The organism is Paenibacillus sp. plas6, assembly GCF_057221655.1.
Genome location: NZ_CM170151.1, coordinates 4,065,879 through 4,079,275 on the forward strand (window position 1 = coordinate 4,065,879; position 13,397 = coordinate 4,079,275).

The following is a 13,397-nucleotide window of genomic DNA, read 5'->3' on the forward strand; positions in this document are numbered from 1 at the left end:
GCTATGGTGTGAAAAAGATGAATGATAGAAAGAGCTGCAATATTAATTCAATCCTAATAAAAATCTATACCGGGTTATTACAGCCTTTATGGATTTTCTTCATTCTTATGGTGATATTTAGCTTGCTGTATCTATTTACGAAAGAAGCAAGCTATTTATTGCTGCTTCAATGTATAGCAATTGGAGTTATAGCAATTACCATTCATGAGTTAGGTCATTTTATCATTGGAAAAATCGTAGGCTTGCATCTGCATTTTATGTCAGCTGGATTTCTTTTGCTAATTCCTAAGAAGAATGAGCATAAAACTACGATTAAATGGAATAGACAGCTTCCTCTTTCGTTTGGGATGACGAGCATGTATTTTGCAAATCATCGTTTATCTGAACGGGAAATGCGCAGAAAACTGATTCCTTATCTATTAGGCGGTATATTATTTAACAGTGTCACGGTAATATGCTGTCTTTTACTGAAAACTAGCTTTGCAATGTCTTATTTTGCTATAGATTTTCTCAATTATATGCTCATTATTAATATGGCAATTATCGTTGCGACCAGCATCCCGCTTAAACATACGGATGGTTATACATGCTTTAGTTTGTGCTGATTGACTTTATAAAAGATAAAACTATAGACGAAGCGGAGAAAATTTTACGCGAAATAAAGCCATTTTACGGTCAAACCTTTTATAACTTAAGTCAGGGAGTAATTAACTAAAAAAAGGCAATGTTTTAATGACTAAAGCATTATTAAACAAAGCACTAAGCGCAAAATCAGAATTATTGGATGAAAACCAGGAGCAAATGATTGAACATATTATTGGAGAAATAAAAGAAATGCTACAGTGGAGCGCGTCTACAAAAACAGCTCTTAGCGAGAGAAAGTAGCTCAAGGAAAGAACAGCGGATTGAAGCAATCAGGAGCAGTGATGCGCAGGAATAAAAGCACAGCGTCTAGTGAAGGAATAGATAGCCCTGAAAGCGAAGCGGGCAATTTAACCTTGATACTTGAAATTGCGATTGAATGAATCTGATTTTAACTGCGCCTGCAAGGGCTATCTCATTCCGAAGCGATGATTTAACTTATGATAATGCAGCGATATTGAAAAACTTGTACTTGCGTTTTCCAACAGCTGCTTTCTAAGCCACTATACAAACTTGCTCTTAAAAATTTCCGTAATCAAACTGCTGCTGTAGCTTGTAACAATGCACAACTCTTGTTTAGGCAGCGGCAACTCCGTTTTTAGTTCCACAAGCTCGCCGCGCGCGATCTCCTGCTGTACCATTGATTTGGTAGCAAAAGCTATTCCGTATCCTCGTTTTGCAAACTCCACCATCATATCAATGCTGTTTAATTCTATATCTGCATTAATCGTGTAGCCTTGGGCAGCAAACCACACTTCAAGCATATTGCGCGTTAAGCTGCCTGCAGATAACAAAATTAAAGGAAGATTTGTCAGCTGTTGAATCGAGAGCGGTTGCTCATCGCCATAATGTTTTAACTTGCCGCCTGCGACAAAGCAATTTTCAATAGTTTTTAACGGAGTAATGACAACCTCAGAGTCACGAATTGGCTGATAAACAAATCCTACATCAAGTTTGCCTTCCTTAATTTGCTCGACGATTACATTTGTTTGTGACTGCAATAGCTGAATACGTATATCGGGGTATTCAATATGAAATTTGTCCAGTACTGGTAAGATCACATCTTTTATAATTGCACCGTTTGAACCTATGCGAATATAGCCCATCTTAAATTGCTTTAGCATTTGGATAGAGTTCTCTGCTGCTGCAAACTGATGAAAAGCTTTCTCAACATAATCAGCAAGCATTTGACCTTCTTGAGTCAATTTTACACCTTTAGATAATCGAGTTATTAAAGTAACTCCAAGGTTCTGCTCAAGCTGTTTAATCGCATAACTGACAGATGGCTGGGTAATATGTAATTGCTGGGCAGCCTTCGTTAAATTTTTAGTCTTCGATACACTTAAAAAGATACGATACCATTCTGTATTAATATTCATTTGACATTAAACCCTTCTATGACAAAAATAACTATACATTATTTTACTTATTTCATTATTATAGTAATGCTTTCTCGAAAAAACAATGAAAAAGGGTTTATTGATGAGGGATTTGGACCAGGCTTTATGTAATGACTGGCGTTAACTCTAATTTTGCTTGGCTAACGCCAGTCTAAGTTAAATTAATCTTTTAGTAACCCTTTATTTTTATAGTAATTATCGTTATAGACAATACTTGGATGTTTAGGATTTAACTCCTTTGCTTTCTTATGATGCTCGACTGCTTTTTCGTAATCTTTTATTCGGTCATAGCAAACAGTTAGCTGTAAATGAGGTAGCCAGGTTGCTGTAGCAGGGTTATGAAAGCTCATATCAGAATTGTATTGTGAAGTAAATAGTGCTTGGTTGTACCAATAAATCGCTTCATTATATCGTCTTAAATCTGCAAAGATTCCTCCCATTTCACAACAGAAATCTGGACGTGGTGGGGTATATTCTAGTGTACGGAGTAGGCTGCGTAATGCCATATCGTAATTGCCTAGTTTGATATAGCAAAATTTTTTGCGTGAGCAAGCATTAATATTGTCTTCGATCCAGCCTCGTTTGCCATCAAGAAATTTATCATACCACTCAATCGCTTCCTCGTAGCGCCCGTGTTCACGTAACTCATTGGCAAAATAATACTGATCACGCGGCGAAAAAGATTCTCCCTGCTCCAAGCGCGCTAAGTAGATATTGATGTTACGATCAGTTGAATGTCGAATTTTTCGATGGGTAACGGCAACATCGGAATGATACGTTTTTCCATAGACAGCTAAATATTCATGTACTGGACCAATCCATTGAAAATTATTACTTCGCTTTACAAGACGATTACGGCGGTAGCTATAGGTTGGTTTTCCAGCATCATCAAACGCAAGATGGTACTTCATCGTTACTGTATCATAATCAAATCCAGGTTGTTTTTTTAACTCGATTAATTTCTCTAAATCCTCTGGCATAAGCACATCATCTGCGTCGAGCCATAGAATATAATCACTGGTCGCTTGCTTAAAGCTGTAATTACGTGCAGCAGCAAAATGATTAGTCCATTCATAATCATATACTTTTGCGCCAAGTGCGGCTGCAATTTCCTTAGTAGAATCTGTAGATCCAGTGTCTACAATAATGATTTCATCAACGGCAGGCTTAACACTGTTAATACAGCGCTCAAGTACATCTTCTTCATTTTTTACGATCATGCATAAGCTGATAGATATCAACATCATCACCCTTTATATATCAAATTGAAACGTGCTACGTTAAAATCTCCTTGTATTAGTCTATTAACCGTAAAAGCTAAAAGTGCTGGTCAAAGTCCTAAAAATTTAGGGGGTATTCAACCTTAGTTTTATTTGTTATAATGTGGGAAGCTTGACCAATTGAATAGTCACTTCGGGAGCTAAGAATACTTGGCTGAGAGGAGAACTGTTTTGTTCTCGACCGTGATACCTGAACTGGATAATACCAGCGTAGGAAATGTGCACTTGCTAAATCGGCAGTCATTTTCTATGTCGATTTTTATTTTGCCGTATTAATGAAATTTGGCGAAATTCGGCATAGTAAATATGCACTGTTTTGCATGATTGTGGAGAAAAAGAGGAATTCTATTTTCTGCATAATATCATGTGAAGATTGCTTGTTACAGGCATCCTTCCTGGTGTGAAGGATGCCTTTTTTCGTAGGGATGCTCGGTACTAACTGTTCAATTGGACAGCAATAGAAAAAAAGGAAGTGGAGAAGAGAGATGAAAAACGTAGCTTTGAAATCGTTATTAATCACAGCGCTAATTATGCTTTTAGCGGCTTGTGGCAACGGTGGTGCTAACAACAAAGAGCAAAATGTTAAGCAAGCAGAATCTGCAACTAATGTCAACGAGCAGCAAGGGGGAAATGAAGAACTGCAAAAAGTACGCTTAATGCTGGACTATACGCCAAATACGAATCATACTGGATTATATGTTGCACGTGATCTTGGCTATTTTGCTGAGCAAGGGCTAGAGGTAGAATTTATTGCTCCAGCAGATGGTGGTGCAGATGCACATGTTGCATCAGACAATGTTGAGTTTGGAATTAGCTATCAAGAAAACGTCACATTAGCGCGGATTGCTGGTTTACCAGTTGTTTCGCTTGCTGCAATTATTCAACATAATACTTCAGGCTTTGCTTCACCTAAAGCGAAAGGAATTGAAACTCCAAAGCAATTTGAAGGTATGCGCTATGGAGGTTGGGGTTCGCCAATTGAGCAAGCGACTATTGAATCATTAATGATAGCTACTGATGCTGACTTTAGCAAATTAAACATTATAAATATGGGCAACAGTGACTTTTTTTCAGCAATTGAACGTGATATTGACTTTGCATGGATTTTTTATGCATGGACTGGAATAGAAGCTGAGCTACGCGGCGTTGATCTTAATATGATTTATATGAAGGATTATAATGAGAATTTAGATTATTACACACCGATCGTCGTTACGAGCGAAAAGCTAATTGCTGACAATCCTGATTTAGTGAAACGCTTTGTTGCCGCGGTTGCAAAGGGTTATCAGTACAGCATTGACAATCCAGAGGAAGCGGCGGATGTTTTAATTGCAGCAGAGCCAGATTTAAATCCAGAGCTTGTTAAGGCAAGTCAGCAATGGTTAAGTCCACGTTATCAGGATGATGCAAAACGTTGGGGCGAGCAAAAGTTAGAAGTATGGCAAGGTTATGCGAACTGGATGTATAGCAATGGCTTGCTTGAAGGTGAGCTTGAAGCGGAAAAAGCGTTTACTAATGAGTTTTTACCAGAATAATAAGGAATGTTTAAGCTTAAAAGAGGTAATTTAGTTAGAGGATTAGTTAGAGGAGTGATTATGATGGCAAACGCATTGTTAAGTATCCAAATGATTCCTAAGACAAATAACGGTGAAAGTGTAATTCCATATGTTGATCAAGCTATCGCAATTATTAAAGCATCTGGCTTGCCATATCGTGTTGCCCCACTAGAAACAACGATAGAGGGCGATCTAGCTGAGCTATTATCGATCGTTCAGCGCATGCATGAAGCAATGATAGAAGCAGGCTGTCCTGGGGCATTATCGCAAATTAAAATCTCCTATAACCCGCAAGGCGTATCAATGGAAAAGCTATTGGAGAAGTATCCAAATGGACAATAAAAAATCAATTTGGCGGACAATTGTTCCGCCAATTGTTATGATTGCAATTCTTTTTATTTTATGGGAACTTGTCGTTCGAATTGAGCTTGTTGACCGATGGCTCATACCTTCACCAATCGAAGTAATAAAGGAAATAGGGACAGGCTGGGGAAGATTGCAGGAGCATTGGCTTGCCACGATTCGCCTTACCTTGCTTGGGTTTGCTTGCGGGGCTATATTTGGAATTTTACTGGGCATGCTGCTTCATTTTCTACCGTTATTTCGCAATGCGATGTATCCAGTATTAATTTTATCGCAAAATATTCCGGTTATTGTTATTGCGCCAATTATTACAATGTTACTTGGCTTCGGGATATTGCCAAAAATCTTATTAATTACGTTAGTGTGCTTTTTCCCAATCAGTATTGCAATGCTAAGCGGATTAGCCCAAGTTGATCACCATCTGAAAAATTATATGGGGATGATTGGCAGTAATAAATGGCAGCAGTTTCGACATTTAGAGCTTCCTGGCTCATTAAGCAGTTTATTTAGCGGCTTGAAAATTGCGGCATCGTATAGCGTACTGACTGCAGTTGTTGCAGAATGGTTATCCCCTAAAATTGGCTTAGGCGGCTATATGATTCTTTCATCACGTGGCTATATGCCAGAACGTGTTTTTGCTGCAGTAGTATTAATTGTTTTTACAAGTTTGCTAATGTTTTGGTTAGTAGCTTTAATTGAAAAGCTTATCGTGCGCTGGCGCCCTAAGAAGGAGGTTTCCTAATGCTTAAACTAGTTGGAATTAGTAAAGCATTTGTTAATAAAGGAACGAGACATGAAGTTCTGCACAATATTAATCTTACTGTTCAAGATGGGGAATTTGTCTCTATAATAGGTCCTTCTGGCAGCGGCAAAACGACGCTTTTTCAATTAATTGGCGGCTTGCAGCAGGTTGATGCAGGGGAAGTTTGGCTGCAAAATAAAAATATTACTGGAAAAAAGGGGCATATTGCTTATATGCCACAACATGCATCGTTGCTTCCATGGTATACAGTGAAACGCAATGTAGCTTTAGCGTTGCAAATCGCAGGGATTGCTAAGAAGGAGGCGGAAGAGCAAGCTGAACACTGGTTAGCTCAAGTCGGGTTAGCGGAATATCGCGATGAATATCCACATAAGTTGTCTGGTGGAATGAGTCAGCGAGTTTCTTTCTTGCGCGCCCTGTTATCTCCACAGAAGCTGATGCTGCTAGATGAGCCATTTGGTGCTTTAGATGCATTGACAAGATTGCATATGCAGCATTGGCTGCTATCCATTTGGGAGCAGCATCGTCGCTCGGTATTGTTAGTTACGCACAGTATTGAGGAAGCATTATTATTATCTGATCGGATCATTGTATTTTCAGCAAATCCAGCAACTGTGGTTGATGAAATCACAGTACCGTTTGCTCGACCTCGCAATAACGAACTTTGGAGTGACACTCAGTTTAATGAACTGAAACAGCGGATATATGAGCAGTTAGAGGCATGAAAATAATGATTTAATGGCATCAATAGATATTACCGACAGGCTCTTTGAAGTTAAACCGATAAGCTGTGAAAGGAGAATGTAATGTTTAACTATATCGATGCTCACATCCATCTTGAACAATACTCTCCAGAGCAAAGAGAAGTGCTATTAGCTAATGCGCATGTAGCAGGGGTCACTCATATCGTTGCAGTTTCGATGAATTTAGCAAGTTCTCAAGCGATCTATGAGTTAGCTTCCCAGTCTTCAGATGGTCAACAGCCAATAATTGTGCCAGCTTATGGTTTTCATCCTGAACAACCGTTATTATCGACAGAAGCGGAAGAGGAGCTATTGTCTTGGATTAAACAACGCGCTGATGCAGGTGAGACTTTTGCGATAGGAGAGGTTGGACTACCATATTATACGAGACTTGAAGCAAAGGAAAAAGGTGAGCACTTCGATGATAGCGATTATATTCGGCTGCTTGAGCGTTTTATTATAGTAGCTAAGGATCTTAATCGCCCGATTGTGCTTCATGCAGTTTACGAGGATGCTAAAGTTGCTTGTGATTTGCTAGAAAAGCATGGCGTAAAGCGGGCTCATTTCCATTGGTTTAAAGGGGATGAGCCAATTATTCATCGAATGATTGCTGCGGGATATTTTATCTCAATTACTCCCGACGTTATTTATGAACAAGAGATTCAACAACTGGTGAAAGTTTATCCGATTGAGCAAATGATGATAGAAACAGATGGACCTTGGCCATTTGAGGATAAATTTGCTGGTCAAATGACAGAGTCTTCGATGATCGTACAAGTTGCAGAAAAGATCGCTCAGCTAAAGCAGTTACCACTGAAGCAAGTAGCAGAGCAGCTCTATTTTAACAGTAAATCATTTTATTTAGCGTAACATAGCTATTGAAGTTGATTGCCCTTATCGTAAGAAGTTTTACGATAAGGGCTTTTTGCGTATTGGGGATGGGATTGTGCTGATAGCCGTTGCCTCGCTCTCTTAAATACATATGATAGTAGAAATACTAGTTTTATAGTATTGCTAAATACTAGAATGAAAGAGGAGAGGTGGGCATGACAAAGCTATCGCGAACGCAGTTTTTTGCAGCAATTGCTCCGATTGTAATGTTTGTACGTCAACAAGGCTCTCCAATATTCCCTTCCGTTCGTTTGGCACAGAGTTTGCTTGAAACTGGTGGAGATATTCCTGCATGGAATAATCTGGGTGGTATCAAGGCTGGAAGCGGGAAACTAACCAATTATTGGCGAGGGGATGTAGTTATTAAAGATACATGGGAGTATCGTAGCGGTGCAAATATAAAGGAACAAGGAGCATTTCGCGCATATCGTACCCTTTATCACTATTTTAAGGATCAGGACCTTCTGTTTACAAACAGCCGATATCGTAAAGTAGTTGCTGCAAAGACTCCAAATGAGCAGGTTGATCAACTGCAATTAGCAGGCTATGCTACTGACCCTAACTATGCAACAAAGCTTATTGCACTAATAAAACAGCACAATCTAGAACAATACGATTCTGCAACTACAAAGATTAAAGTGCCAAAGACATTTGCTAAATCTCAACTTGTCCCAATTTATGCTGAACAGCAATTTATTGCCTCGGCTTATTATATGGATTATGTCAATTATGTACCTGTTCGCAAAGTAGCTGAATTTTTGGGGGCAACTGTGCTTTGGATAAATAAAACAGTTTTAGTAAACAGCCAACCGATAGAGGTTACCGTAGAAGAAGGAGTTAGCTATGCTAGGGCTAGTCAGTTAAGTTATATATTGAAAATGTCACTAGAGTGGGATAACTATGCTAAAGTTCTTTTTATCAATTAATTATGTGGACTTTAAGCAAATTCAGGAGGATGGTTCAATGAAGGTTAACTATAGAATTGATCATATCCCCATATCGACACCGAATAATCGACGTCCAGGAATCAAGCTTGAAGCGACGACGATTACGATTCACAATACGGCTAACCCTTCAAGTACTGCACGAAACGAACGTGCTTGGTTGACAAATAGATCTAATACTAGAACTGCCTCATTTCATATTGTTATCGATGATAAAGAAGCGATTGAGGTTATTCCTCTTAATGAAGTGGCTTGGCATGCCGGAGATGGAAGTAGTGAGGCAAGCGGTAATCGCACATCGATCGGGATTGAAATTTGTGAAAGCGGGAATTACGAGCAAACTTTAAAAAATGCAGTGGAGCTTATAGCATCGATGCTATATGAGCGGGGGTGGAAAACAGAGCGATTACGCCGACATTATGATTGGAGCGGGAAAAACTGTCCAAGGTTAATGAATAATGATGGAAAATGGTCAGATTGGCATTCATTTGTTGCAAAGGTTAATACTCGCTTGAAAGAACTTGCATCAGAGCAAGGCAATGAGAATGATGAGAACGAGGGAGTGGTAACTATGACAGCGGATGATGCAAATAAAATCATTCGTTTTTTAAGCGCAGCTTATATGGCTACGAGCAGCAAAGAGGCGCGCAATGAATTTCATCGTTTGGCAAATGAACTAAGAAAAGCAAGCGGTCAACAACCTGTTTCAGACTAAAAAATAGCGGGGTCCCTGTTACAGGACCCCTTATCAAAAAAATGGGAGAGGAGAAACCGGATGAAGAGCTTATGGGGAAACGTAAGTCCTCTACACGGTTTTCTGCGACATCTAAGTTTTTTCAAAGATGCCGATGAACATATTGTGGTCGAATCATCTCATAATTATACATTGCTGATAAAAAAATTCAGCTTCGCTTTTACATAAGCTTTAATCAGCAAAAGTAGTATGATACGATAAGATGGATGGGGATGGCAACGAACGTTTTTTTCATGTATGATGAAGTAATCTCCATAAGCAAGTAAAAAATAATACTAACAGATCAGTTGCTGCTAGGGAATTTTATTAAACATGAGTTTTATTAAACATGAGTTAAGATTATGCTTACGAAGTATTTTTTACTTATCATGATCAATTGAATAGGCTGTTCTCAAATTACATTCATGATAATGGAAAAGTTTTGGGAGGAAAGGTTTTTGAGAGTTATTGCAGGAAAGGCTAAAGGCAGAGCTTTAAAAGCTGTACCAGGACAAGGGACAAGACCTACAACCGATAAGGTGAAAGAAGCGATTTTCAGCATGATCGGTCCATATTTTGACGGTGGCAATGCCCTTGATTTATTTGCTGGTACAGGTGGACTCGGAATAGAAGCGTGGAGTCGAGGTATAGATAAAGTCATTAGTATTGATAAAGAAAAGACAAGTATTGATATTATTCGCAGCAATGTAGCAGCAGTAAATGCTGAGTCAGCATTTGAAATCTATCGTAATGAAGCTAGCAGAGCGATAAAAGCTCTTGCCAAGCGCAAAATGGTTTTTGACATCGTTTTTTTAGATCCGCCATATGTAATGACCGATATGGATCAGTGGCTAATCCAAATGCTACAGCTAGAGCTAATAGCGTCTGGGGCGATTGTCGTAATCGAGCATGACAGTAAGGTGAGTTATCCTCAGAGAATTGAAAGCTTAGAGCAAATTCGCCACGCACAATATGGAGATATTGCAGTTTCGATATACAAGAATATTTAGGAGAGATAAAATGAACAATTCAGCACAGAAAAAGCGAGTTGCAGTTTATCCAGGCAGCTTTGATCCAGTTACATATGGGCACCTAGACATTATTCAGCGTGCTGCTCGGCAATATGATACGATTATCGTTGCCGTGTTAAACAATACAAGTAAAAACCCTATGTTTACCGTTGAAGAGCGAAAAGAAATGCTTCGTGAGGTAACGAAGCAATATTCTAACGTTGAAATTGATAGCTTTCGTGATTTACTTGTCCGTTTTATGCGGATGAAACAAGCGAATGTTATTGTGAGAGGAATTCGCTCAGTAACCGATTTCGAATATGAATTGCAGATGGCTTCAACGAATCAAATGCTGGATGAGGGGATTGATACAGTGTTTATGATGACACATCCCAAATACTCATATGTTAGCTCCAGCATGGTGAAGGAAATTGCTAGATTTCATGGAGATGTGTCGCAAATGGTACCGCCAGAAGTGGAAAAGTGTTTGCGAGAAAAATGCGGTCCGCAACGACCATTAAGCTAATTTAATCAAAGCAAAAAAGTAAAGATGATTTGCATCATGGAATTGCCATTCAGTATGCATGCTATTGCAACGTTGGCAATTCCTTTTCATTCATATAAGCTTTCTTATATCATATTTAGTGTCTATTCTTTATGTTTTTCGACAAATGCGTTAGCGCAGCAAAAATAAAGAGCAGCAGACAAATGAATAAGCTTGGAAGCCAAATTTTTGCAAGATTAAACTCTATCGTGGCGCTAGGATGCGTAATATAGAGCGTTGTTTTTGATGCACCTTGCCATCTGTTAAAAATATAGTGTAACGGTTTCCATAACATAACAAGTACGATAAAGCTAAAAACAGCATGTACAATGCGGTAGCGAAGAAAACGAAGCATGGAAACGCCAATTGATGAACAATAATAGCTTACTTGCAGCAATCCGCTTAACCCCGTAAAGCTAAGGCAGGCAGCGATTAAGGCCAGTGCAGTTACGATGGATTGTTGCTGCGAAGACCAGTTCGCAATTGCAAAGCTCCCAATATGCTGCTCTAGCAATGCTTGCTCGATGAACGGCAAACTTGGGAAAAGAAAGCTTGTAATTGGTTTTAGGAAAGCTGCAATCACGGAGGCAAATATAATAAACCCGCCTATAACAAACAGCTTTTGTACGCTGCTGGAAACACTATCTCCCAGTACTCGTCCAAAGCTGCGTCCGTCAAGGCTTTGACCGAATTGTAATTCTGTAAGGAAGCTTAATTTTGCTTTAGGTGTAGCAGCTTGCTCAGTATGGTCTCTAGACTGCCACTGGGCATGGAGAATCATTAAAAGGAATGCAGCAATCCAAACTGACAGCAAAATAATATAGCCATAAAGCGGTAAATGAAAAACGCCAGAGCCAAGAATAACGACAATAAAGATCGGATTAGGTAAATGAATATATGAGATTAATCGCTCTGCTTGCGCAAGCGAGAGCTTATTTTCCTGCAGTAATTTAACTGCTGGCTCTACTCCGCTTGGAAAACCGCTGCAAAGACTCATAATTAAGGGAAGCCCTGCAGCAGGGGGGAGCTTGAGCAAGCGAGTAATAAAAGGGGCAAGCAATGCATTTATTCCATGAATAAGCCCAAATGCCAGCATAAACTCATATAACATAATAAACGGCAATAAGGCGGGAAATACTAGATTCCACCATACAGAAATGCCAGATAATGACGCTTGCAAAGCAAGTTCAGGGGAGAGCACGACAGCAAGCACGAGAAAGATCATTGTAGTGGCAATTAAGAGCGTTTTGTGCAACTTCAATCTCTCCTTTGCAGTGGGTTGGACAACTCATTTTTTATTGTTACGCCAAAACTTGCTAATTTAGAACAATGGAATAGACTGGTGGTTCAGTAATCTATTCAGAATCTATTCAATTACATATTTTTTTGTCCAAGGGGGAGGACATGGGACGCTTTCAAATAAATATACGCACTGTTATTATTACAGTGGTTTTTACTTTTTTTATAATGTTAATCTTGCTTTATGCACCGTCTCCATTTGTTGTAACGAAGCCAGGCATTGCTGTATCAACTGAGCAGTTTGTCTCACTGACAACTCATAATATTGATCTAGATGCAGCGGATACGCCATCAGCGCAAAATACTCAAAATGAAAATAGCAATGAGGAAGGACAACTTTTCCTTACTGCGGTATTACTAGAGACTCCAAATATTTGGAAAAGTATAGCAGCAATATTTGAACCTGGCTCTAATGTTAGCTTTAAAGCTGATGTTTTAGGCGGAGCTTCGATAGAGGAGTATGCTAATACAGTAAAAACGACGATGAAGGGCTCGCACCAAAACGCGCTTGAGGCTGCATATCGTTATTTATCAATTGATTATTCCATAAAATCACAGCAGGTTACAGTGCAGCAAGTGAACCATCAGGCTGTAAAAATGCCTCTGTTTAAAGATGGAGATATTATAGTAGCGGGAATCGACAGCACAGGTGAGCAAGTCAATATTCAAAGTATTGCTGATCTTGCTGCATGGCTTAAGTTGCAAGCTGCTAACGGCAAAATTATGGACGGGACTAGCTTAATCGTGCAACGAGATGAGGAGCAGCTGTTTATAGCACTTGATGATATTGAGTTAGATAACGGGCTTTCGGATGAGAAAATGTTAGCAGAAGCTTTAGTTGTTCATAGCTTTGTTGAACTTCGCGATGTAGTTCCTAATGATGAGCGCTATAAATTAACGATTACTACTGATAATATTGGCGGTCCATCTGCAGGGCTTGTCTTTGCTCTTACTGTAATCGATAAGTTAACTGCAGGGGACTTAACAAAAGGCAAGCAAATTGCAGCTACCGGTACGATCGATCCTGCCGGCAATGTTGGTGCAATTGGCGGGATTGTGCAGAAAGTATATACAACAAGCAAGCAGGGAGTTGATCTGTTTTTAGTGCCGAAAAAGAATGAAAGGGCAGCGACGCGTACATTAAAAAAGCTTGATACGTCCATGCAAATTGTAGGAGTATCAAGCTTAGAGGAAGCTATCCAGGTAATAACTTCGTTCCAATAAGGAGC

The 13,397-nt window shown here is 39.3% G+C and carries 15 protein-coding genes and 1 riboswitch; of the genes, 12 read left to right on the forward strand and 3 right to left on the reverse strand.

All coding sequences use genetic code 11. The annotated features are described in order from the left end of the window. The first annotated feature begins 17 nt into the window (after positions 1–17). Together AC2TDL_RS17955 and AC2TDL_RS17960 are read left to right on the forward strand one after the other, a co-directional pair. Entirely contained in the window at positions 18–605 is a 588-nt protein-coding gene (locus AC2TDL_RS17955; protein ID WP_484697412.1) for a zinc metalloprotease, read from the forward strand. A 127-nt stretch (positions 606–732) separates the two neighbouring features. After that, complete coding sequence (locus AC2TDL_RS17960; RefSeq protein ID WP_484697413.1) at positions 733–885, forward strand: hypothetical protein; 153 nt, start codon at positions 733–735, stop codon at positions 883–885. Between the two features lie 260 nt (positions 886–1,145). Here the strand turns inward: AC2TDL_RS17960 and AC2TDL_RS17965 are convergent, their stop codons facing one another. Further along, positions 1,146–2,021: a LysR family transcriptional regulator gene (locus AC2TDL_RS17965; RefSeq protein ID WP_484697414.1), complete on the reverse strand. Its 876-nt coding sequence runs from the start codon at positions 2,019–2,021 to the stop codon at positions 1,146–1,148. Between the two features lie 182 nt (positions 2,022–2,203). Beyond that, positions 2,204–3,262, reverse strand: coding sequence for a glycosyltransferase (locus tag AC2TDL_RS17970; RefSeq protein WP_484697415.1), 1,059 nt, complete (start codon positions 3,260–3,262; stop codon positions 2,204–2,206). 183 nt (positions 3,263–3,445) lie between these two features. Next, positions 3,446–3,557: riboswitch (TPP riboswitch) on the forward strand. Positions 3,558–3,807: 250 nt separating this feature from the next. On the opposite strand from AC2TDL_RS17970, the gene AC2TDL_RS17975 reads away from it, so the two are divergent. The 9 genes from AC2TDL_RS17975 (at position 3,808) to coaD (ending at position 10,851) form a co-directional block, all read left to right on the forward strand. Continuing rightward, positions 3,808–4,857, forward strand: coding sequence for an ABC transporter substrate-binding protein (locus AC2TDL_RS17975; protein ID WP_484697416.1), 1,050 nt, complete (start codon positions 3,808–3,810; stop codon positions 4,855–4,857). A gap of 63 nt (positions 4,858–4,920) precedes the next feature. Beyond that, positions 4,921–5,220 (forward strand): thiamine-binding protein, encoded by a 300-nt coding sequence (locus AC2TDL_RS17980; RefSeq protein ID WP_484701279.1) that lies wholly within the window; start codon positions 4,921–4,923, stop codon positions 5,218–5,220. Beyond that, positions 5,210–5,983: an ABC transporter permease gene (locus AC2TDL_RS17985; protein ID WP_484697417.1), complete on the forward strand. Its 774-nt coding sequence runs from the start codon at positions 5,210–5,212 to the stop codon at positions 5,981–5,983. The genes AC2TDL_RS17980 and AC2TDL_RS17985 overlap by 11 nt, the downstream gene beginning before the upstream one ends. Further along, positions 5,983–6,729, forward strand: a complete 747-nt coding sequence (locus AC2TDL_RS17990; protein ID WP_484697418.1) for an ABC transporter ATP-binding protein — start codon at positions 5,983–5,985, stop codon at positions 6,727–6,729. The genes AC2TDL_RS17985 and AC2TDL_RS17990 overlap by 1 nt, the downstream gene beginning before the upstream one ends. 81 nt (positions 6,730–6,810) lie before the next feature. Next, positions 6,811–7,617: a TatD family hydrolase gene (locus AC2TDL_RS17995; RefSeq protein WP_484697419.1), complete on the forward strand. Its 807-nt coding sequence runs from the start codon at positions 6,811–6,813 to the stop codon at positions 7,615–7,617. 176 nt (positions 7,618–7,793) lie between these two features. Next, entirely contained in the window at positions 7,794–8,564 is a 771-nt protein-coding gene (locus AC2TDL_RS18000) for a glucosaminidase domain-containing protein (RefSeq protein WP_484697420.1), read from the forward strand. Between the two features lie 37 nt (positions 8,565–8,601). After that, complete coding sequence (locus tag AC2TDL_RS18005; RefSeq protein WP_484697421.1) at positions 8,602–9,297, forward strand: peptidoglycan recognition protein family protein; 696 nt, start codon at positions 8,602–8,604, stop codon at positions 9,295–9,297. A gap of 476 nt (positions 9,298–9,773) precedes the next feature. After that, complete coding sequence (gene rsmD / locus AC2TDL_RS18010; RefSeq protein ID WP_484697422.1) at positions 9,774–10,325, forward strand: 16S rRNA (guanine(966)-N(2))-methyltransferase RsmD; 552 nt, start codon at positions 9,774–9,776, stop codon at positions 10,323–10,325. 10 nt (positions 10,326–10,335) lie between these two features. Then, positions 10,336–10,851 (forward strand): pantetheine-phosphate adenylyltransferase, encoded by a 516-nt coding sequence (gene coaD, locus AC2TDL_RS18015; RefSeq protein WP_484697423.1) that lies wholly within the window; start codon positions 10,336–10,338, stop codon positions 10,849–10,851. Between the two features lie 115 nt (positions 10,852–10,966). On the opposite strand, the gene AC2TDL_RS18020 is transcribed toward coaD, so the two are convergent. Beyond that, positions 10,967–12,124, reverse strand: a complete 1,158-nt coding sequence (locus tag AC2TDL_RS18020; protein WP_484697424.1) for a hypothetical protein — start codon at positions 12,122–12,124, stop codon at positions 10,967–10,969. Between the two features lie 212 nt (positions 12,125–12,336). On the opposite strand from AC2TDL_RS18020, the gene AC2TDL_RS18025 reads away from it, so the two are divergent. Beyond that, on the forward strand, positions 12,337–13,392 hold the full coding sequence (locus tag AC2TDL_RS18025) for a S16 family serine protease (RefSeq protein WP_484697425.1): 1,056 nt from the start codon (positions 12,337–12,339) through the stop codon (positions 13,390–13,392). Positions 13,393–13,397: the final 5 nt, after the last annotated feature.